The sequence below is a fragment of the Citricoccus sp. NR2 genome (assembly GCF_027594385.1).
Classification (GTDB): domain Bacteria; phylum Actinomycetota; class Actinomycetes; order Actinomycetales; family Micrococcaceae; genus CmP2.
On sequence record NZ_CP115154.1, the window covers coordinates 551,377 to 568,751 of the forward strand.

Annotated in this window: 17 protein-coding genes; 8 read left to right on the forward strand and 9 right to left on the reverse strand. The window is 64.2% G+C overall.

Going from position 1 to position 17,375, the window contains the following annotated elements:
* The first annotated feature begins 4 nt into the window (after positions 1-4).
* From O1A05_RS02590 to O1A05_RS02620, 7 genes are all read left to right on the forward strand, one after another.
* Positions 5-1,462 carry an APC family permease gene (locus tag O1A05_RS02590; RefSeq protein ID WP_270106535.1) on the forward strand — a complete coding sequence of 486 codons (1,458 nt, stop codon included), beginning with the start codon at positions 5-7 and terminating at the stop codon, positions 1,460-1,462.
* Positions 1,463-1,636: 174 nt separating this feature from the next.
* Positions 1,637-1,912 carry a metal-sensitive transcriptional regulator gene (locus O1A05_RS02595; RefSeq protein ID WP_270106536.1) on the forward strand — a complete coding sequence of 92 codons (276 nt, stop codon included), beginning with the start codon at positions 1,637-1,639 and terminating at the stop codon, positions 1,910-1,912.
* A 195-nt stretch (positions 1,913-2,107) separates the two neighbouring features.
* On the forward strand, positions 2,108-3,505 hold the full coding sequence (locus O1A05_RS02600) for an MBL fold metallo-hydrolase (RefSeq protein ID WP_270106537.1): 1,398 nt from the start codon (positions 2,108-2,110) through the stop codon (positions 3,503-3,505).
* 11 nt (positions 3,506-3,516) lie between these two features.
* Complete coding sequence (locus tag O1A05_RS02605) at positions 3,517-4,128, forward strand: rhodanese-like domain-containing protein (protein WP_270106538.1); 612 nt, start codon at positions 3,517-3,519, stop codon at positions 4,126-4,128.
* Positions 4,125-5,030: a sulfite exporter TauE/SafE family protein gene (locus tag O1A05_RS02610; protein WP_270106539.1), complete on the forward strand. Its 906-nt coding sequence runs from the start codon at positions 4,125-4,127 to the stop codon at positions 5,028-5,030. Before O1A05_RS02605 ends, O1A05_RS02610 begins: the two co-directional genes overlap by 4 nt.
* 365 nt (positions 5,031-5,395) lie before the next feature.
* Positions 5,396-5,980 (forward strand): MarR family winged helix-turn-helix transcriptional regulator, encoded by a 585-nt coding sequence (locus tag O1A05_RS02615; RefSeq protein WP_270106540.1) that lies wholly within the window; start codon positions 5,396-5,398, stop codon positions 5,978-5,980.
* A gap of 36 nt (positions 5,981-6,016) precedes the next feature.
* The gene (locus O1A05_RS02620; RefSeq protein WP_270106541.1) at positions 6,017-8,233 is read left to right on the forward strand and encodes an MMPL family transporter; all 2,217 of its coding nucleotides are present in this window, start codon (positions 6,017-6,019) and stop codon (positions 8,231-8,233) included.
* A gap of 43 nt (positions 8,234-8,276) precedes the next feature.
* On the opposite strand, the gene O1A05_RS02625 is transcribed toward O1A05_RS02620, so the two are convergent.
* From O1A05_RS02625 to chrA, 5 genes are all read right to left on the reverse strand, one after another.
* Entirely contained in the window at positions 8,277-8,873 is a 597-nt protein-coding gene (locus tag O1A05_RS02625; protein ID WP_270106542.1) for a DNA-3-methyladenine glycosylase I, read from the reverse strand.
* Between the two features lie 4 nt (positions 8,874-8,877).
* A complete protein-coding gene (locus O1A05_RS02630) occupies positions 8,878-9,558 on the reverse strand; it encodes an alpha-ketoglutarate-dependent dioxygenase AlkB family protein (RefSeq protein ID WP_270106543.1) in 681 nt (226 codons plus the stop codon).
* Positions 9,555-10,151 carry a methylated-DNA--[protein]-cysteine S-methyltransferase gene (locus tag O1A05_RS02635; RefSeq protein ID WP_270106544.1) on the reverse strand — a complete coding sequence of 199 codons (597 nt, stop codon included), beginning with the start codon at positions 10,149-10,151 and terminating at the stop codon, positions 9,555-9,557. The genes O1A05_RS02630 and O1A05_RS02635 overlap by 4 nt, the downstream gene beginning before the upstream one ends.
* Positions 10,148-10,663 carry an RNA polymerase sigma factor gene (locus O1A05_RS02640; RefSeq protein ID WP_270106545.1) on the reverse strand — a complete coding sequence of 172 codons (516 nt, stop codon included), beginning with the start codon at positions 10,661-10,663 and terminating at the stop codon, positions 10,148-10,150. The genes O1A05_RS02635 and O1A05_RS02640 overlap by 4 nt, the downstream gene beginning before the upstream one ends.
* Before the next feature lie 109 nt (positions 10,664-10,772).
* Complete coding sequence (chrA, locus tag O1A05_RS02645; RefSeq protein ID WP_270106546.1) at positions 10,773-11,996, reverse strand: chromate efflux transporter; 1,224 nt, start codon at positions 11,994-11,996, stop codon at positions 10,773-10,775.
* 548 nt (positions 11,997-12,544) lie between these two features.
* Between chrA and O1A05_RS02650 the strand changes: the two genes are divergently transcribed.
* The gene (locus O1A05_RS02650; protein ID WP_270106547.1) at positions 12,545-12,871 is read left to right on the forward strand and encodes a hypothetical protein; all 327 of its coding nucleotides are present in this window, start codon (positions 12,545-12,547) and stop codon (positions 12,869-12,871) included.
* A 75-nt stretch (positions 12,872-12,946) separates the two neighbouring features.
* Here the strand turns inward: O1A05_RS02650 and O1A05_RS02655 are convergent, their stop codons facing one another.
* The 4 genes from O1A05_RS02655 to O1A05_RS02670 form a co-directional block, all read right to left on the reverse strand.
* Complete coding sequence (locus O1A05_RS02655; RefSeq protein WP_270106548.1) at positions 12,947-15,466, reverse strand: AAA family ATPase; 2,520 nt, start codon at positions 15,464-15,466, stop codon at positions 12,947-12,949.
* Positions 15,463-15,630 carry a hypothetical protein gene (locus O1A05_RS02660; RefSeq protein WP_196323070.1) on the reverse strand — a complete coding sequence of 56 codons (168 nt, stop codon included), beginning with the start codon at positions 15,628-15,630 and terminating at the stop codon, positions 15,463-15,465. The genes O1A05_RS02655 and O1A05_RS02660 overlap by 4 nt, the downstream gene beginning before the upstream one ends.
* Before the next feature lie 29 nt (positions 15,631-15,659).
* The gene (locus O1A05_RS02665; RefSeq protein WP_270106549.1) at positions 15,660-16,043 is read right to left on the reverse strand and encodes a sulfate permease; all 384 of its coding nucleotides are present in this window, start codon (positions 16,041-16,043) and stop codon (positions 15,660-15,662) included.
* A 179-nt stretch (positions 16,044-16,222) separates the two neighbouring features.
* Positions 16,223-17,338 carry an SAVED domain-containing protein gene (locus tag O1A05_RS02670; RefSeq protein WP_270106550.1) on the reverse strand — a complete coding sequence of 372 codons (1,116 nt, stop codon included), beginning with the start codon at positions 17,336-17,338 and terminating at the stop codon, positions 16,223-16,225.
* Positions 17,339-17,375 lie beyond the last annotated feature (37 nt).

Here is a 17,375-nt window from a genome sequence, read left to right on the forward strand (position 1 = left end):
GTACATGACAACGACGATGGAGCAGCAGACTCACCACGCCGGTGAATTCAAGCGCAGCGTCAGCAAGGCCGGAATCTTCTTCCTCGGCTTCGGTTCCATGATCGGCTTCGGCTGGATCGTGCTCACCGGCGGCTGGATCGAAGACGCCGGCGCCGGCGGCGCGATCATCGCGTTCCTGATCGGCGGGGCGATCATGGCATTGGTCGGGTTGGTCTATGGCGAGCTGGCCTCCGCCCTGCCCTTCGCCGGCGGCGAGCACAACTATCTGATGCGTGGCATGGGGCCGCGCATGGCTCTGATTGGCTCTTGGGGCATCATCGGCGGGTACATCACCGTCTCGATGTTCCAGTCGGTGGCGGTGCCGCGCGCGGCGACCTACCTGTTCCCGCAGCTGCAGCAGATCCCCATGTACGAGGTGGCCGGTGAACCGGTGTTCCTCACGTGGGCGCTCATCGGCGCGGTGACCTCCGTCCTCTTGACCTGGCTGAATATCCGGGGCATAAAGAACTCGTCGCTGTTCCAGAACTCGGTGGTGATGTTCCTGATCATCGTCGCCCTGGTGATGGCCGTGGCCACCGTGTTCGGAGGCAAGGTCGAGAACGTGGAGCCCTTCTTCACCGGCGGCTCGGTGGGCATCGTTGCGGTGCTCGTGGTGGTGCCCTTCCTGTTCATCGGCTTCGACGTCATCCCCCAGTCGGCGGAGGAAGCCAACGTCTCCCCGCGAGCACTGGGCAAGCTGATTGTGCTCTCCGTGGTGATGGCGACGATCTTCTACATGTTGATCGTGACCACCACCTCCCTGGCGGCACCGACCAGCGAGATCATCAACTTCGACCTCGCCACCGGCGACGCCCTGGCCTACATGCTCGGCCACGCCTTCTGGGGCAAGCTCGTCATCGCCGGCGGTCTGGCCGGTGTGGTGACCACGTGGAACGCGTTCATGATCGGCGCCTCTCGCCTGCTGTGGGCGATGGCGAAATCCGGCATGATCCCCGCCTGGTTCGGCGTGATGCACCCGAAGAACGCGACCCCGGTCAACGCGCTGCTCTTCGTGGGCGTGCTGACCACCGTGGCCCCGTTCTTCGGACTGGCCATGCTGGACTGGGCGGTGGAGGCCGGCGGCCCGAGCATCGTGCTGACCTACATGATGGTGGCCATCGTGTTCCTGGTGCTGCGCCGCCGTGAACCAGGCCTGGATCGTCCGATGCGCGTCGGCCGCCCAGGCAACGAGTGGACCGGACGCATCGTGGGTGTGCTGGCTGTGGTGTCGACCGCGGGCATGCTGGTCCTCTACCTGCCGGGTCTGCCGGCCTTCATGGCACCGGAGTCGTGGCTGATTTTGGCCGGCTGGTGGATCCTGGGCATGCTGTTCGTGCTCAAGCTCCCGTCCGGCATCAAGGCTGGCCCCGGTGCCGAGGAGCGGTTGCTGGCAGCCTTGGCCTCGCGACGCCAGAAGTCGTAGCGGCCACCCGATACCGCTCTACCGTAGCGGCGCTCGGTCTTCACGATCGGGCGCCGCTGCGGTTAAACGGCTCGCGCAGGAGAATCCTCACCTGCCCGGAATACCCCAAGGGGTATAATTTGTTGGCACCATGAACACCGAATAAACCTCGACAACAGCACATCAGGAGCGCATATGGCCGTCGGCAACGCAGAAGCTCAACGAAAGATCATCAATCGGCTGAAGCGAGCGCGCGGTCAGCTGGATGGCGTGATCAGCTCAGCGGAGAGTGGCGGGAACTGCCGCGACGTCGTCACCCAGCTCTCGGCCGTGTCCTCGGCCTTGGACCGTGCCGGATTCGCGATCATTGCAACAGCTATGAAAGATTGCATCGCCGACCCCGAGGGCACAAACCGAGAGGACAACATCACCGCAGAAGAGCTAGAAAAACTCTTCCTTACCCTGGCCTGACCCATACTCAACACACCCCCTCCTCCTGCACGGGCACCTCGAGCGCCTGAGCGGAAGGAGGGGGTTGTCCGTTGCACCTGGAATCATCCTGCCCCGACCCCATTCGAACCGCACTTGCAAATACCCCCCTGGGTATGTCACGCTATCAATACCCCCGGGGGTATCTTCGGGCTAGGACATCAGGAAGGATCAGCCGTGCTACTTGAACGGATTTATGACGAGGACCTCGCTCAAGCCAGCTACTTCATCGGTTGCCAGGCACGGGGCGAAGCAATCGTCGTCGACGCACGCCGCGACATCACCGACTACCTCGACCTTGCCGAGCAACAGGGCATGCGGATCGTCGCCGTCACCGAAACCCACATCCACGCGGACTATCTCTCCGGCACTCGCGAATTGGCCGCAGCTACGGGCGCCGAGATCTACGTCTCCGGCGAGGGCGGCGCAGACTGGCAGTACGGGTTCGACGCGCATCGCCTCTATGACGGCAGCAGCATCACGCTCGGCAACATCACCGTCCAGGCGCGCCACACTCCCGGACACACCCCCGAGCATCTGATTTTCCTCATCACCGACGGCGCCTTTGCCGACGAACCTGGCTACATGATCTCCGGAGACTTCGTGTTCGCAGGTGACCTGGGCCGTCCCGATCTGCTCGATGAAGCCGCGGGCGGCGTCGACACCCGATTCGAAGGTGCCCGTCAGCTTTTCAAAAGCCTCCAGGAGGTGTTCCTGCCCCTGCCCGACCACCTCCAGGTCTACCCGGGCCACGGTTCGGGCAGCGCCTGCGGCAAGGCTCTGGGGGCGCTGCCCTCCACCACCGTCGGATACGAGCGCAGGCACGCATGGTGGGGCACGTACCTGGCGGACAACGATGAGAAAGGCTTCATTGACGAGCTCCTCGACGGCCAACCCGATGCTCACGCCTACTTCCGACGGATGAAGAAGGAGAACCGCGAAGGCCCCGCCCTCCTCGGCAAACGCGAGGCACTGCCCGAACTCCCCATCGAACAGGTCCGCGCCCAGCTGCAGCGCGACGCGATCACCTTCGTCGACACCCGCTCACCCGCTGAGGTACACCAGGGCACCGTGGCCGGTTCCCTCAACATCCCGCACGGATCCAAAACAGTCACCTATGCAGCGTGGGCATACAACCCCGAGACTGATGATCGGCCGCTCGTCCTGTTGGCCCCGAATCAAGAAACCGCCCAGTCCATCGCAGACAGCCTACTGCGCGTCGGCATCGATCAGACCAGCGGCTACGTCACCACGATCGACGGATTACCTGAATTCGTGCCGCCAACAATCGCTGTTGAGAACCTCGAGGACGTCGACAGGGCCGCCCTCCTGGATGTGCGCCAACGCGGTGAATTCGCGGCGGGCCATATCCCCGGTGCGAAGCAACTCAGCGCCGCACGCGTCCTGTGGCATCAGGACCATTTGCCAGCGTCCGGCCCCATCGTGACGTACTGCCAATCCGGCATGCGCAACACCGTGGCGGCCAGCGCTCTGCGGCGAGCCGGTCACGACATCATCGAACTCGAAGGCAGCTACAACGCCTGGATTGCCCAGAACTCCACCCCGACCAAGTGAAAGCAGAATCCATGAACAACAGTCAGCGTCCCACCCAACTCCCCTCCGTGTCGACCATCTCCGCAAAGGAGCTCGTCGAATGGCGCAACCAGCACCCAGACGTGACGATGATCGACGTCCGTTCACCCGCAGAGTTCGAGTCAGTGCACATCCATGGCTCCTACAACGTCCCGCTGGATTCCCTCGCCGAGCACAGCACCGAGCTGGCCGACCGTGTCGGGCCGCGAGCTGTGCTGGTCTGCCAGTCGGGCCACCGCGCCACTCAGGCGCAGCAGCGCCTCGCCGCGGCTGGCCTGAACACCGCCACAGTACTGACCGGCGGGGTCCCTGCCTTCGAAACGGCTGGAGGCACCGTGGTGCGTGGGGCTCAGCGGTGGGGCATCGAACGGCAAGTGCGTTTCACAGCCGGCTCCCTCATCCTGATCAGCTTGCTCCTGGCGTTAATCTGGCCGTGGTCCCAGGTGGTCGCCTTCGGCGTCAGTGCCGGGCTGATCATCGCCGCACTGACCAATTCCTGCCTGATGGGTCGCGTCCTCTCATCGATGCCATGGAACAAGGTCAAGGCCAGCGCCAGCACGAAAGAGATGATCGAGTCCATCCCCATCGCTTCGAGTCGACTATGACACTCACGCTGATTGTCACCCTGGTTCTCGCGGGCCTCGTAGGCCTGAGCCTCGGGACACTGGGGGGTGGAGGCTCGATTCTCACCGTGCCGCTGCTGACCTATGTCGCTGGCATGCCAGCACGTGAAGCCATTGCGGCCTCCCTGTTCGTTGTCGGCATCACCTCACTGTCCAGTCTGACCATCCACGCACGTCATCAGCGGGTGCGCTGGCGCACCGGAATCATCTTCGGAGCCGCCGGAATGGTGGGCGCCTTCGGCGGCGGGCTGATCGGTGGGCGTCTTCCTGGGACCGTGCTACTCGTGGCATTCGCCCTGATGATGATCGCTACCGCCACCGCGATGATCCTCAAGAAAAGTCGCACCAGCGACGCCCATGATGACGACAACCGGGCGACGGAGCCGGTAAGGCAGCAGGACGCGACGCGCACGATCCCGGTCGTTCGCACCATCATCGACGGCGCGTTCGTCGGATTCGTCACAGGCATCGTCGGCGCCGGAGGAGGCTTTCTCATCGTGCCCGCGCTGGTCTTGCTGGGCGGGCTGAGCATGCCGGTGGCGGTGGGGACGTCACTGCTGGTCATCGCGATGAAGTCTTTCGCCGGCCTGGCGGGGTATCTCACCTCGGTGAGCCTGGATTGGCCACTGGTGCTCTCAGTGACCGTGATCGCCGTGGCCGGGGCGCTCATCGGGTCCAAGCTCTCCGGACGCGTCCCCGCGCAGACGCTACAGAAAGTCTTCGGAATTTTCGTGCTGGTCACCGGGGGCCTGATTCTGGCTTCTGAGCTACCTCTAGCCGGGGCCATCGGGGTGGGCGTCGTTGCCGTGGTCGCCCTCGCCTCGTTCACGGTCTGCCGCTTCACATCGATCGGCTGCCGTCTACCTAGACGGAGCATCAACTAGAACCGAACTGAACACCAGCCCACTGATCCAGAGAATCACGAAGAAGGGAAGAATCAACCATGTGCAGAGCAGCGAAGTGCAAAGAATGCGGAAGAACCACGTGGGCCGGGTGCGGACAACACATCACCGAGGTCAAGCGATCCGTTCCCTCCGGGCAGTGGTGCCCCGGGCACGAACAGAGGGATAGCCACTCCGCAAAGAAAGGCCTCCTCCTCCGGCTCTTCGGTCGGCGATAGATGCGGAAAGAGGTCAAGGCCCCGGGCGCAGGCGATCTCACGCAGGCAGGAAGACCCTCACCTCGTTCGACGAGCTCCATGACGCACTGACTCACGGGTCCCCTGCGGGCTCAAGGCTACAATCACTACATGCCTACCCACGATCGCCCAGACAGCGAGCCGGGCTGGCGTGTCCACGATCTTCTCTCCAATGATCCCGATGGCCGATACATTGATCACACGTCACTCAGCCAGACGGACCGCGCCGAGATCGATGACATCATGGCCTCACTCGTGGCTCTGCGCGAGGCCGAAGCCGAGCTCTCAGCCGCTAGCCAACGCTACATGCGGCTGAACGCCACGGACATGAAGGCCATCCACTACCTGATCGCCGCTGACCATCAGGGTGAAATCGCCACCGCAGCCACACTGCGGGCACACTTGGGCCTGTCATCAGGCGCGACCACGAAGTTGCTCGACCGCCTGGAGTCGGCCGGCCATCTGCAAAGGAAGCCGCACCCGGATGACCGCCGCGCAGTGACCTTTACCGTGACGAACAGCACCCGCGAGATTGCCATGGAAACCATCGGTCGTCAGCAGTTCGGAAGAGTCCGTGCTGCGGCTTCGCTCACCAGCCCCGAACGGATCGCGGTGCGTCGATTTCTCGATGAGATGGCCCGCGGCCTCGCTCCGCGGGAGGCGGAATGGGCGAAGAAGAACACGCGAAACAGTTAACTAGGAAAGTTGCTCACTCGGTGAGATACTTTCCCGGTGACCACTTCTTCCTCGTCCTCGCGGCCGCCGCTCCTGACCAGACTCATCATCCCGCTGGCCCTCGTCCTCACATGGTTCGCAGTCTTCGGCGTTGGCGGGGCCAGCTTCGGCTCCATCAGTGACGTCGCCGATGACGACCGTTCGTCCGCCCTTCCAGCCAGCGCCGAGTCGACGCAAGTCCAGAATCAGATCGAACGCTTCACGGACAGCGACTCGATTCCGGCGATCATCATCGTGGAACGCGAGAATGGTCTGCAATCCTCAGATCGCGACGCCGTCGAAAAACTGGGGGACGAGGCACAGACGGCCATCCCTGGGGCCGAGAGATCACCTCTCGTGGTCTCCGATGATGGCCGTGCAGCGCAGCTGATCGTCTTGCTCCCGGAGGACGTCGAGGTCGGTGAGGCAGTCACCGCGCTGGAAGTTCAAGCAGCCGAGGTTCTCCCAGCTGATCTGAGTTCCTGGGTGAGCGGCCCCGCGGGCTTCACTGCAGACCTGCAGTCAGCCTTCGCCGGCATCGACGGCCTCCTGCTCATCGTCGCACTGGCAGTCGTCTTCGTGATCCTTGTCGCGGTCTACCGCTCTCCGTTGTTGCCCGTGCTCGTCCTGCTGAGTTCGATGACCGCGCTGGCCGCCGCGGTCTTCGTTAATGTTCTGCTAGCGCGTGCAGACCTGGTATCGATCAACGGACAAGTCCAGGGGATTCTCTTCATTCTGGTCATCGGTGCGGCCACCGACTACTCACTTCTCTACATCGCGCGATTCCGTGAAGAGCTCCGCGACAACGAGTCGGCGGCGCGAGCAGCCTTTGCGGCGGCCCGCGGCGTCGTGGAGCCGATCAGCGCGTCAGGGGGAACCGTGATCGTCGGCCTCCTCTGCCTTCTCCTGTCAGACCTGGCCTCCAACGCCGCACTCGGTCCAGTCGCATCCGTAGGCATCGTCTGTGCCATGCTGACGTCGCTGACCTTTTTGCCCGCCATGCTGGCCATGGTGGGACGCGCCGCATTCTGGCCTCGCATCCCCCGTGCCGATAGCCCCCATCCCGCACTCACCGGACCGGAAGCACGCGGCCTGTGGGCGAAGGTCGGGCGCCTCGTCGCGGCAGCGCCCCGGAGGGTGGCAGCCGTCGTCCTCACCTTCCTGGTGGTCGGATGTGCCGGGTTGCTGACGTTACAGGCAAATGGCGTGCCCCAAAACGAGTTCGTGCTCGGAGAGAGCCAAGCCCGAGATGGCCAAGAGGCCATCGACCGCCACTTTCCCGGCGGCTCGGGCACACCCACGTACGTTCTGGCACCGGAGTCTGGGCGCGCCGACGTGGCTCGGATCATCACAGAGACGGAGGGCGTTGACTCCATCGAACTGATCGCCCAAGATTCACCCTCGGGAACACTTCCGGTGGATTCCGAGGGTAAAGTGCCACCGGAGATGGCTCAAGGACCGTTCGCCGGGATCGAACCCTCGGTCGTCGATTCATCCCTGCTTTTCTCCGTCACCTTGGACGCTCCGGCCGACTCCGCGGAGGCAGAGCGCGTAGTGCAGGAATTGAGGGAGTCGTTGGGCGATCTGGATGCCCTCGTCGGCGGGTCTACTGCAGTCGATCTCGACACAAACCAAACCTCGATCGAGGACCGTACCCTGATCATCCCCATCGTGCTCATCGCGATCACCATCATGCTGGCCCTGCTGTTGCGCTCGCTGGTTGCACCACTGGTATTGCTTGCCACGACAGTGCTGAGCTTCGGCACCGCACTGGGCCTGAGCGCCCTGATCTTCCAGCTCATCGGCCAACCCAACTCGGATCCCTCGGTGCCGCTGTACGCCTTCGTCTTCCTGGTGGCGCTGGGGATCGACTACAACATCTTCCTGATGACGCGTATTCGCGAGGAATCCCTGGTCCATGGAACTCGGGAAGGGACTCTGCGCGGGCTCTCGGTCACAGGTGGGGTCATCACCTCGGCCGGTGTCGTGCTGGCTGCCACGTTCGCGGCGCTGGTCGTTATTCCGATTCAGTTCCTTCTCCAGCTGGCCATCATCGTCGCGCTGGGTGTGCTCATCGACGCGCTCATTGTCCGGTCGTTCCTGGTCCCCGCACTGACCATTGCGATGGGCGACCGGATATGGTGGCCCGCGAAGATCGCGCGGCTGGGGCCTGCCCGTGCCGCTAATTCGGACGCGAAGCCCTCGACACCGGAGCAGGTGGCCGGCCGGGTCTAAGTTATGTGCGGGGCGCTCGCTTTCGCTCCGGGCCGCCATTGCCTCACTTCCACACTCCGGAGGCGCCGCGGCGATGGGAGCCCAGCAGGTGGGTGTCCACGATGCCGATGGCTTCCATCAGCGCGAACATGGTGGTGGGACCGACAAAGCGGAACCCCTTCTTCCGCAGGGCTTTGGACAGCGCCACGGATTCCGCCGACTGGGTGGGGATGTCTTCGATGGTGCGCGGCGGCGGGGTGGTCTCGGGTTGGAAGGACCAGACGAAGTCGGCGAGCCCGCCGTCCTCGCGCAGGGCGAGGGTGGCCTGGGCGTTGTTGATGGTGGCCAAGATTTTCGCCCGGTTCCTCACGATGCCGGCGTCTTCAAGGAGCCGTCCGACGTCGTCGTCACCAAATTTCGCCACCGCATCCGGGTCGAACCCGGCGAAGGCGGCGCGGAAATTTTCACGCTTGCGCAGGATGGTGGCCCAGGACAGTCCCGATTGGAATGCTTCGAGGCTGATGCGTTCGAAGACGCCGTGCTCGTCACGGACGGGCATGCCCCATTCGGTGTCATAGTAGGTCTGCATCAGCTCAGAAGATGTTGCCCAGGCGGGGCGGGCCAGTCCGTCGTCGCCGATGATGATGCCGGTCTCTGCCATGGTGTCAGGCTCCTTCTGGGGTCAGTCCGGTCTCGCGCAGGGTGATGTTGATCCGGCCGGTGTCGAGGCCGCAGTGTGCGGGGGCGGTACCCGGGTACACCTGGGTGACGCCGTGATAGGCCAGCCGGGAGGGACCGCCGAAGACGAAGAGGTCGCCGGAGCGCAGCTCGAGGTCTTGATACGGCTTGTTGCGGTTCTCGGTGTTGCCGAAGCGGAAGCGGCACGTGTCGCCGAGGGACAGGGAGACCACGGGGGCTCGCGACTTTTCGTCACGGTCTTGGTGCATCCCCATGTGGGCGTGTTCGTCGTAGTAGTTCGCCAGGGCGGCATCTGGTTGGTACTGCGCGGCCGCGGCGGCGTCCCCGGTGGCGTCGGCGAGCGCTTTTTGGCCGAGGCGGATCAGCCAGTCGGGGAAGTCCAGCACCCGGTTGCCGTTCACGTCGACGGCGTCGCGCGTGTATTGGTAGGGGCGCCAGTGCCAGCCGAGACAGACGGTTTTCACGCTCATCTCGTGGCCGCGAACGATTGCTCCGCGCGGGGGCACCGGGCCCTGGGCCCACTCGAAGAATCGGTGCACCAACCAGCGTTGCTGTTCGGCGGTGAGCCAGCCCGGCAGGTAGTGGGCGCCCTCAGGGAGCTCGGGAACCGGTGGCGGGATGTCGGCGTCGTCGAAGAGGGAATTCATGCGGCGGATTCCAGGTCGAGCAGAGCGGTTTTGGCGTCGAGGCCACCGAGGTAGCCGCCGAGGCCGCCGTCGCTGCGCAGCACCCGATGGCAGGGCAGCAGGATGGGGAGCGGGTTGGTGGCACAGGCGGTGCCGACGGCGCGCACTGCGGTGGGGCGGCCGACCAGCTCGGCCACGGCTTTGTAGGTGGCGGTGTGACCGTAGCCGATCTCGAGCAGGTGCTGTTGCACGGACTGGCGGAATCCGCTGGAGAGCCGGTAGTCCAGGGGCACGTCGAAGGTGCGGCGCTGTCCGGCGAAATATTCGCGTAGCTGGGTGGTGGCGGTGGCTAGGGGTTCCGGGGCGCGCAGGATGTTCGGGCCGATACGAGCGGCCAAACTATCCAGCACGGTGTCGAAATCCTCAGATTCAAAAGCGACCCGGACCACGCCGTGCGCGGTGGCGGCGACGAGCAGGGTGCCGATGGGGGTGGTGGTGAGGTCGTAGCTGACGTCGAGGTCGCCAGACTGCTCCGCCGTGGTCGTCAAGCGGTTCCGCAGGCTGGTCAGGTCAGCGTCGCTGACCGGGAACAATGTTGCTGTTTCGTCGGTCACTTCGGGTCCTCCTGGGTCGTGTCGTGCTGCGGGACGTAGTCCGCCCGTAATCGGGCCAGTCCGTCGGCGGCGGCGCGGCGGACCGCGGCGGGGGTGCTGCCGGTGAGTTCCGCGGTTTCGGTGTGCTTCAGCCCGCCGAGGTAGTGGTACGCCAGAGCTTCCCGTTGGCGCAGCGGCAGGGCGGCGACGGCGCCCCAGAGTTCGTCGTCGTAGTGAGGAAATTCAGTGGCGTGCTGAGCTTGGTGAGAGCGTCGAGGCTGGGACAGCTCCTCAACCGGGATCGGACTCCGGCCTCGAGCGCGGTGCGCGTCAATGCACTTGCGCTGGGCGATGCGCACCAGCCAGGCCTCGACGTTGGCGGTGCTGTCGAGATCCGGCCAGGCCCGCAGTGCGCCCAGGAAGGTCTCCTGCCAGGCGTCGTCGGCATCGGCGGTGGGCCCGAGCATCGCGCGGCAGACCCGCAGCACGGTGGCTCCGTGCTGCTCGACGGCTCTTTCAAACGGCTCATTCATCCTCATCACACGGTAGACGACGCCACGACGAGAAACGTGAGTATCCACAGGAAAATCACTTTCTGTGCGGCAGAAGCCGACGAGGTGCGGCCGACCATGCCGTCCGCCCTTACAAGAGGACGAATCCGATGATCCCGGCACCGATGACCGCAGCCCAGGCAGGCAGCTTCCAGTGGACCTGGGCGATGAACACCGCGACGGCCAGTGCAAGGGTCGCCGGTGAGGTAATGCCCTGGGTGAAGACCGGATCATAGAGGGCCGCGGCCAGGACACCGACCACCGAGGCGTTGATCCCCAGCAGTGCCCGCCGCGCGATCCGCGAATGGCGCAGCCGCTCCCAGAACGGCAACGCACCCACGACGAGCAGAGTGGCGGGCAAGAATACCGCGACCAGGGCGATGGCGGCCCCAGCCCATCCGGTGACCTCGGCGGAGCTTGAAGCACCGAGGAAGGCAGCGAAGGTAAACAACGGGCCCGGCACGGCCTGGGCGGCTCCGTAGCCGGCGAGGAAGGTCCCGCCGTCGACCAGACCGGTGTGCACTGTCTCGGCTTCCAACAGCGGAAGCACCACGTGGCCACCGCCAAAGACCAGAGCACCGGCCCGGTAAAACAGATCGGCCAACTCGAGACCAGGATGGGCTGTCAGCGCGGCGAGGACCGGCAACGCCACCAGCAACAACGCGAACAGCCCCAAGCAGAGGGCGCCGATCGTGCGGGAGACCCCGATCTCGAGATGCTCGCGACGCCCGCCCTCGGTCGTCTCGGCTCGCAACCAGGTCAATCCGAGAAGACCCCCCATGACGATCGCGCCAATCTGGGCTAGGGGGTGGCCTCCGAGCAGGATCGCAATCATCGCCGCGGCGGCGATACTTGCCCTTTTCGCATCGGGAGTCAGAGATTTGGCCATGCCGAGCACGGCCTGGGCGACCACGGCGACGGCGGCCGCTTTCAGCCCATCCAGCCATCCTGTCCTCGCAGCGTCGCCGAAAGAGGCCACCCCGAAGGCGAAAGCCACCAGCACGATGGCCGAGGGCATCGTGAACGCGAACCAGGCCGCGAACAGCCCGCCCATCCCGGCGCGTTGGAGACCGATGGCCATTCCCACCTGGCTCGATGCCGGCCCGGGCAGGAATTGGCACAGCGCCACCAGATCGGCGTAGACCGCATCACTGAGCCACTTGCGCCGTTGTACGAATGCCTCACGAAAGTACCCCAGATGCGCGACCGGCCCACCGAAGGAGGTCAGCCCAAGCCGCAGGAACACCCAGAACACTTCTGCGACCGAGCCCGCATGTTGACCGCCGCGACCTTCGGGCCCTGTTGATTCGTTCATCGGCACCATCCTGATCAGCCAGATTTCACTCAGTCATACAGTCAGCAAGTGAACATTGAGTGACAAGGAGCGTCCCTACACCTCGGTGTATCGTCTGCCAGGTCGAACGTGTTCCAGACGATCACGCCAGCAGCCAGCGCGGCGACGTTCATGCGCGTAGGCGATGACCACAAGCTCACCGTCTTTCACGCAAAAGATGAGATGGTACGGAGGCGTGCCGCCGGATGTTGGCGCCGCAGCAGCATCAGCGCCCGCGGCAATCTCACGCTCGTCAGGATCGAGCAGCTTGCCCGCCTCGATATAGTCCGCCCGTCTCGGAGTCCACCAAGACCCGTGGAACACCGATGCCTCAACTCTCAACGTCCTGGCAGGAGACTGAGAGCTGAGGCATCGGTACTACGGTGGACCTCCGTAGAGAGTTCGAGAACCCCTGCCCGGCCTTGAAAACGATGGCTTCCCGCAGGTCGCGAGGGGTCTACCGGCGGGACCGCAGGCCGGCGGAGCCGTCCGTAGTGGACTCGCGGGGTCGGATGGTGCGGGCAGTTGGGATGGCTCAAACCTTTCTGAGTCCGGTTCAGGTGGATGAGCTTGTCGCCTTGTATGAGGCGGGCGCGACGCTGGTGGACCTGGGTGAGCGGTTCGGCATCCATCGCCGTACGGCTGCCGCGCATCTTGTCCGCCGCTCGGTCCCGGTCCGCAGGCGCGGTCTCGATAAGCGCCACCTAGCAGAAGCTGTTGAGTTGTACTCCGACGGCTTGACGCTCATGGAGGTGGGGTTGCGGTTCGGGGTTAGCCAGCAGACGGTCGGACGCGCGCTCGTTGCCGCAGGAGTCGCTCTCCGGCCGAGCGGGCGCAGGTCTCAGGCCACTGCGTAGCGGGTTGGGTAGCGGAGGGGCGATGGCCAGGAATCGATCCGTCTCCCCCATTCAGCCGGTAGTCGCTGGTCAGGATCACGAGACCAGGCCGTTTGGCCAGTGCTCACGGTGTGTCTTCGCGATCTTGCGCAGGTTGCCTCGGACGACCTTCAGTTCTGTCGTGGACGGCACGTCGTCGTCATGGTTCCCGGGGTTCAGGACCGTTGCGAAGGTGTTCCACTGTCCCTTCTCCCCGTTATCGAGAGCGAAACCGCGGACGAGCGGGACGAGCTGCCCCAACATTGACGCCTCGGCATCGACGTCCGCAACCGAACAGGGTGGACCCGCTTCAGTACGCCCGGTGGCGATGACCTGCTTCGCAAGCCGCTCTGCTGCCGAACGAAAGCTTCCGCACGCGGCCCTGCGGCCGCGGGCAGTTGGTGCGTTGAGGTTGTCCTCAGCATCCAACATCAGTCGGCTAAACATGTCGGAGGTCTGTGTCGGCACAGTACCGGCCCGGGGATCGACAAGATTGAGTTCATACGCAATCAGTCCACGATGGTCGTGATTGCTCATGGTCCAGTCAGCCAGTCTGCTGTCGTAAGTGGTCAAGACGACTTGCACGCCAGCATCGAGGAGCTTGGTGATGGTGTTCTGAACAAACGTCAGTCGGTGGTCAGGGTCGCTTCCAGGGATGGGGTCATCGAGGACCACCACCGATGAGTCAAGGAGTTCGGTGCGTGCCAGGAAGATCGACAGGCCGAGTGCGTTCAACTGTGAGTCGCTGTAAACGCCGAGGGCGTCGCGCACCACTGGCGATGTTCCCGCCTCGGTGTAAAGCGCGGCTATCAAGTTGACGAAGCGAGTGCCGCCAGCACGTGTTCGCACACCCATGAAGTCGACCAGCTCGTCAGGGCGGATCGTCAGCCACCAAGACTTGATGGTGTCGCTCATCTCAGCGAAGCGCGCGTCGAGCAGCTCAACCGAAGCATCCTGAAGGCCCTTCTCTGCCGCCTTCAGCCGGGTCAATGCGCGTTGTCGCTCGGACGATCTGATCACATCGCCTGCTAGCCCCGCTACTCCGTCGAGCAGGGTCAGCAACTGCCGATGATCAGCGATCCCGGCACGTTCCTCGATGACCGGCGCGATGGCAGTCTCAAGTTCGGATACGGCCTCCGCGTGCAACTCGCGCTTCCTGCGTACGGCATCGAGAGCTGTACGCAGGCTGCCGAAGGCAGCTTCAGGGTCAGGCGGAAACTCTCGTCGCTCGACCGCGAGTCGCAGAGCGGCGAGCGCTTCGCGGACTTCGCGGCCCGCAGCGACGAGCGCCTTCGTCGAGTCGGTCAGAGCTGTCGCAGCGGCATGAGCGTCTCGGACGAGGGTGGGTGGAAGGTCCCAGTCCTGAAGCTTCGCGGCCAGTCCGGTGAGCTCGGTCTCCGACAGGCTGCCAGCAGTCGGCATTCCTGCACGCACAAACTCTGCGAGGGCAGTGAGCGTCTCACCTGCTCGGCCAATGGATGCGAGTGTCGTGGCGGCGGTCTGATCAAGATTCGAAGCGCGGGCCAGCTCGGCTCTCAGCGCGTCGAGGCGCGCAGGTGTCAGCGCCTCCGGCGTTGCGCACACCGGACAGTCCACCGAGGCAGTCAGCTCCGCAAACTCATCCACTCGCAGAACTGCCGCGAAGACGGGTAGCAGGCGGGCTACCTCTCCCTCGATGGAGACAAGCGCCTCCCTGTAGGCGGTCGTGTCCGGCACCTCGAGTTCGACCGAGGGAATCGGCGTTGCGACAAATCGGGCGGTCGGAAAGAGCGCCTCCGCGTTGGCCTTGGCGCGGGTCTCAAGTCCGGTCTTGGCGTCGGCGAGAGTCGAGTAGTGCTCTCCTGTAGCGGCTCCGGCCACCTCGCGTAGCTCTCCGGACAACGCGTCCGTGACTGCCTCCTCATCGGAAGAGGCGGTTCTGACGACGGCTTGGAGACGATTCCGTGCGTCAGAGAGGTCCGTAGGTAGCGTCGCCACCCTCTGGAGCCATGGCCCATCGGGCTCTTGCTCCAGTTGCTTGCGTGCTTCGGCGACTCGTGCACGCAGCAGGTCGAGATCGCTGAGGGACAGAAGCGACTTGAAGTAGGCGACTCGTTGCTTGGGTTCCGTCGAAAGGGCGTGGCGAAGGATGTGCTGCAACAGGACGGGAGCGCGTACCGGTGGGTCGGCCAGTACGAGCCCGACGCCCGACAGGTCGCTGACCTCGTTCCCGTCGACGAGGAGCCGACTCTCGCACTCCGACCCTCGGCCAAAGTCCCCGGTCAGGTTCCGCCGAACACGGTGGAGCGAACCGTAAGCGGTACGCACTACAGCTTCTACGAAGACCTCATCGTCGCCGTCAGGGAGATGGGCATTTCGGAGGCTGTCGTTGTACTCAGCCTTCGCACCGCCAAGAAGCTCCCGGCGACTACTCCGACCCGACAGCAGGAACTCCACAGCCTCCGCCAGGCTGGTCTTACCTTGGCTGTTGCCGCCGTGAGCCACCGTCAGAGGCGCGTCCAGTTCGAAGTGGGCAGGCACCGTGCCGAAAGCTCTGAAACCGCGTACGTCGATCGAGACGATGCTGGTTTTGCTCATGGGGTTCGCCAGCTCTCGACAATCGTGCCGATAGCCTCATCCAACTCATCTACCGACGCGGCCGTCGCGACCGCATCGAGGAGCGCGTGAGCGTCTGCCTTCGCGGGCGTGGCATGCCCAAGCAGCGCGGCCAGCGGCTCCAAGTTGGGCAACAGTTCGGACACCCACAACACTGTAGTGGACGGACCACCACTCACCTGTGAAGCAACGGCTCGGCGGCGGCGTGGTTCAGCGACTCGCCCGCATCGCGGTCTCGCCGCACGCCGGGTCGCGCGACAGCCTCGGCGATGCGCGCACGCACCAGCAGGATGAGGCTTACTGGTCCCATGATGGTGAACTTCATCGCGTTCCATACAGCCCACAGCACGACCAGATGCAGCCAGCCTGGGGCGCCGTCAGCGAGGGCGTTGGTGCAGATGCTCGCGATCAGCAGGTAGGGAACGGCGAGGAGCATCGCAGGGATGCCCCATCTCAGGTTGGGTCGGCGTCGGATCGCGTCGAGCAGCCGGTTGGTCGGCATGTAGCGGCGCAGGCAGTAGCGGGTGTGGGCGCTGAGCGTCCAGATCAGGCTGATCATGGCGGGCCTCTCGTCACACGTGTCTCTCCGTCGAGGAGGCAGTACGTGTATGAGCGCCCAAGCTGGGCCGTCCCGAAGGACCCGCAATCGAGGAGAACCTGCCTCAGCCTCCACCTTACGCCCGAGCCCGGACATGCGGAACCCCGCGGCGGCGCGCAGGGCAGGAAGACCTCAAGCTCCTACTTGTTGGCGATGAGCACCGCTTCGTAGGCAGCATCGGTGCGCTCGTAGAGCATGACGGGCGGATGAATGTCCCGTACGAGGGCACGCCCGGCCTCTATCGAGGCGGTGACCGGCGCCGAGGCGATGAGGTGCCATCGCTTCGCGCTAGGGAAACTTGCTTCAGCCATCGCTAGTGCGGCTCGCCACTGTTCGGCAAAGTTCGCTAGGGACTGCTCATGCGAAAGCAGATTCGGCCCAGGCGAGACTCCGGCCGGCCTTACTTCAATGATCGGTGTGCCATCGACGGTGGGCGGAAAAGCCGCGCGATCTACCTCGCTCGTCAGCGCGCAAACAAGCGCGACGTCCTCGGCAGAGGCGTCCTGTTCGGAGGCAACGATGTCGAACTCGACCGGATCGCCTTGGTCGCTCCAGGACCAACCGATGAACTGATCGCGGTGCTTTTGGAAGAGCCGAGTCGGCGTCTTGTCGTCGAGATGCCATCCCAGATAGATGAGAAGAGGCACCGGTGCGATGGCGAAGACCGAGATGTGCTCAACGTCGCCACTGTCGACCGCTTGGCGGACCTGGGCGATTGTGTCGTTGATCGATTGCTGGGCAGCATCCCAGAAGCCGAGGCCACCAGCAGACCCGTTGATCCGGCAGGTGAAGTCGCCACTGCGCTGTGTCTCGACGAGACCGAGATAGTTGACTGCCAGGAGGGTTTCGGCGATCTCCCGTTGGGAGGCCATCGCGAGTGAACCGCGAATCAAGCAACCAACTCGGAGCGCAGCGGTACGGGTGAGGCCGCCGTTCTCTGTGACCATCTCGACGCGCCTCTCGAAGGACTCCTTGATTTGGCGCAGTTTCTCGGGTGGAAAGAAGTCGATGTGGTCGGGGTTGTCAATGATCTTGTGGCAGTCATGGCACAAAAGCAACAAGTTCTCCTCGGCCTCAGTGTCATCGACATTCTCCGTATCTTTACTCCGAGGCGATCCGTCTCCGCCGGTGGCTCCGATATTGTGCGCCAGTTCCGCCAATAGAACAGAATGCATATATGTTCGCTGATCCCCAAGCAGGCGACGGTTACAGATCGTGCAACGGCCAGCAGTACGCGCCCACAACGCGTTGCGCACTGACTCCTTGATGTGCCCGCGCTTGACGGCAGTGTCC

What these genes read in the sequence shown, in the direction of transcription:
- O1A05_RS02615 (WP_270106540.1), top strand. Translation starts at nt 5,396, where the DNA reads ATGCCTACCCACGATCGCCCAGACAGCGAGCCGGGCTGGCGTGTCCAC.
- O1A05_RS02610 (WP_270106539.1), top strand. Translation starts at nt 4,125, where the DNA reads ATGACACTCACGCTGATTGTCACCCTGGTTCTCGCGGGCCTCGTAGGC.
- O1A05_RS02655 (WP_270106548.1), bottom strand. Translation starts at nt 15,466, where the DNA reads ATGAGCAAAACCAGCATCGTCTCGATCGACGTACGCGGTTTCAGAGCT.
- O1A05_RS02595 (WP_270106536.1), top strand. Translation starts at nt 1,637, where the DNA reads ATGGCCGTCGGCAACGCAGAAGCTCAACGAAAGATCATCAATCGGCTG.
- O1A05_RS02640 (WP_270106545.1), bottom strand. Translation starts at nt 10,663, where the DNA reads ATGAATGAGCCGTTTGAAAGAGCCGTCGAGCAGCACGGAGCCACCGTG.
- O1A05_RS02665 (WP_270106549.1), bottom strand. Translation starts at nt 16,043, where the DNA reads ATGATCAGCCTGATCTGGACGCTCAGCGCCCACACCCGCTACTGCCTG.
- chrA (WP_270106546.1), bottom strand. Translation starts at nt 11,996, where the DNA reads ATGAACGAATCAACAGGGCCCGAAGGTCGCGGCGGTCAACATGCGGGC.
- O1A05_RS02630 (WP_270106543.1), bottom strand. Translation starts at nt 9,558, where the DNA reads ATGAATTCCCTCTTCGACGACGCCGACATCCCGCCACCGGTTCCCGAG.
- O1A05_RS02590 (WP_270106535.1), top strand. Translation starts at nt 5, where the DNA reads ATGACAACGACGATGGAGCAGCAGACTCACCACGCCGGTGAATTCAAG.
- O1A05_RS02650 (WP_270106547.1), top strand. Translation starts at nt 12,545, where the DNA reads ATGGCTCAAACCTTTCTGAGTCCGGTTCAGGTGGATGAGCTTGTCGCC.
- O1A05_RS02605 (WP_270106538.1), top strand. Translation starts at nt 3,517, where the DNA reads ATGAACAACAGTCAGCGTCCCACCCAACTCCCCTCCGTGTCGACCATC.
- O1A05_RS02625 (WP_270106542.1), bottom strand. Translation starts at nt 8,873, where the DNA reads ATGGCAGAGACCGGCATCATCATCGGCGACGACGGACTGGCCCGCCCC.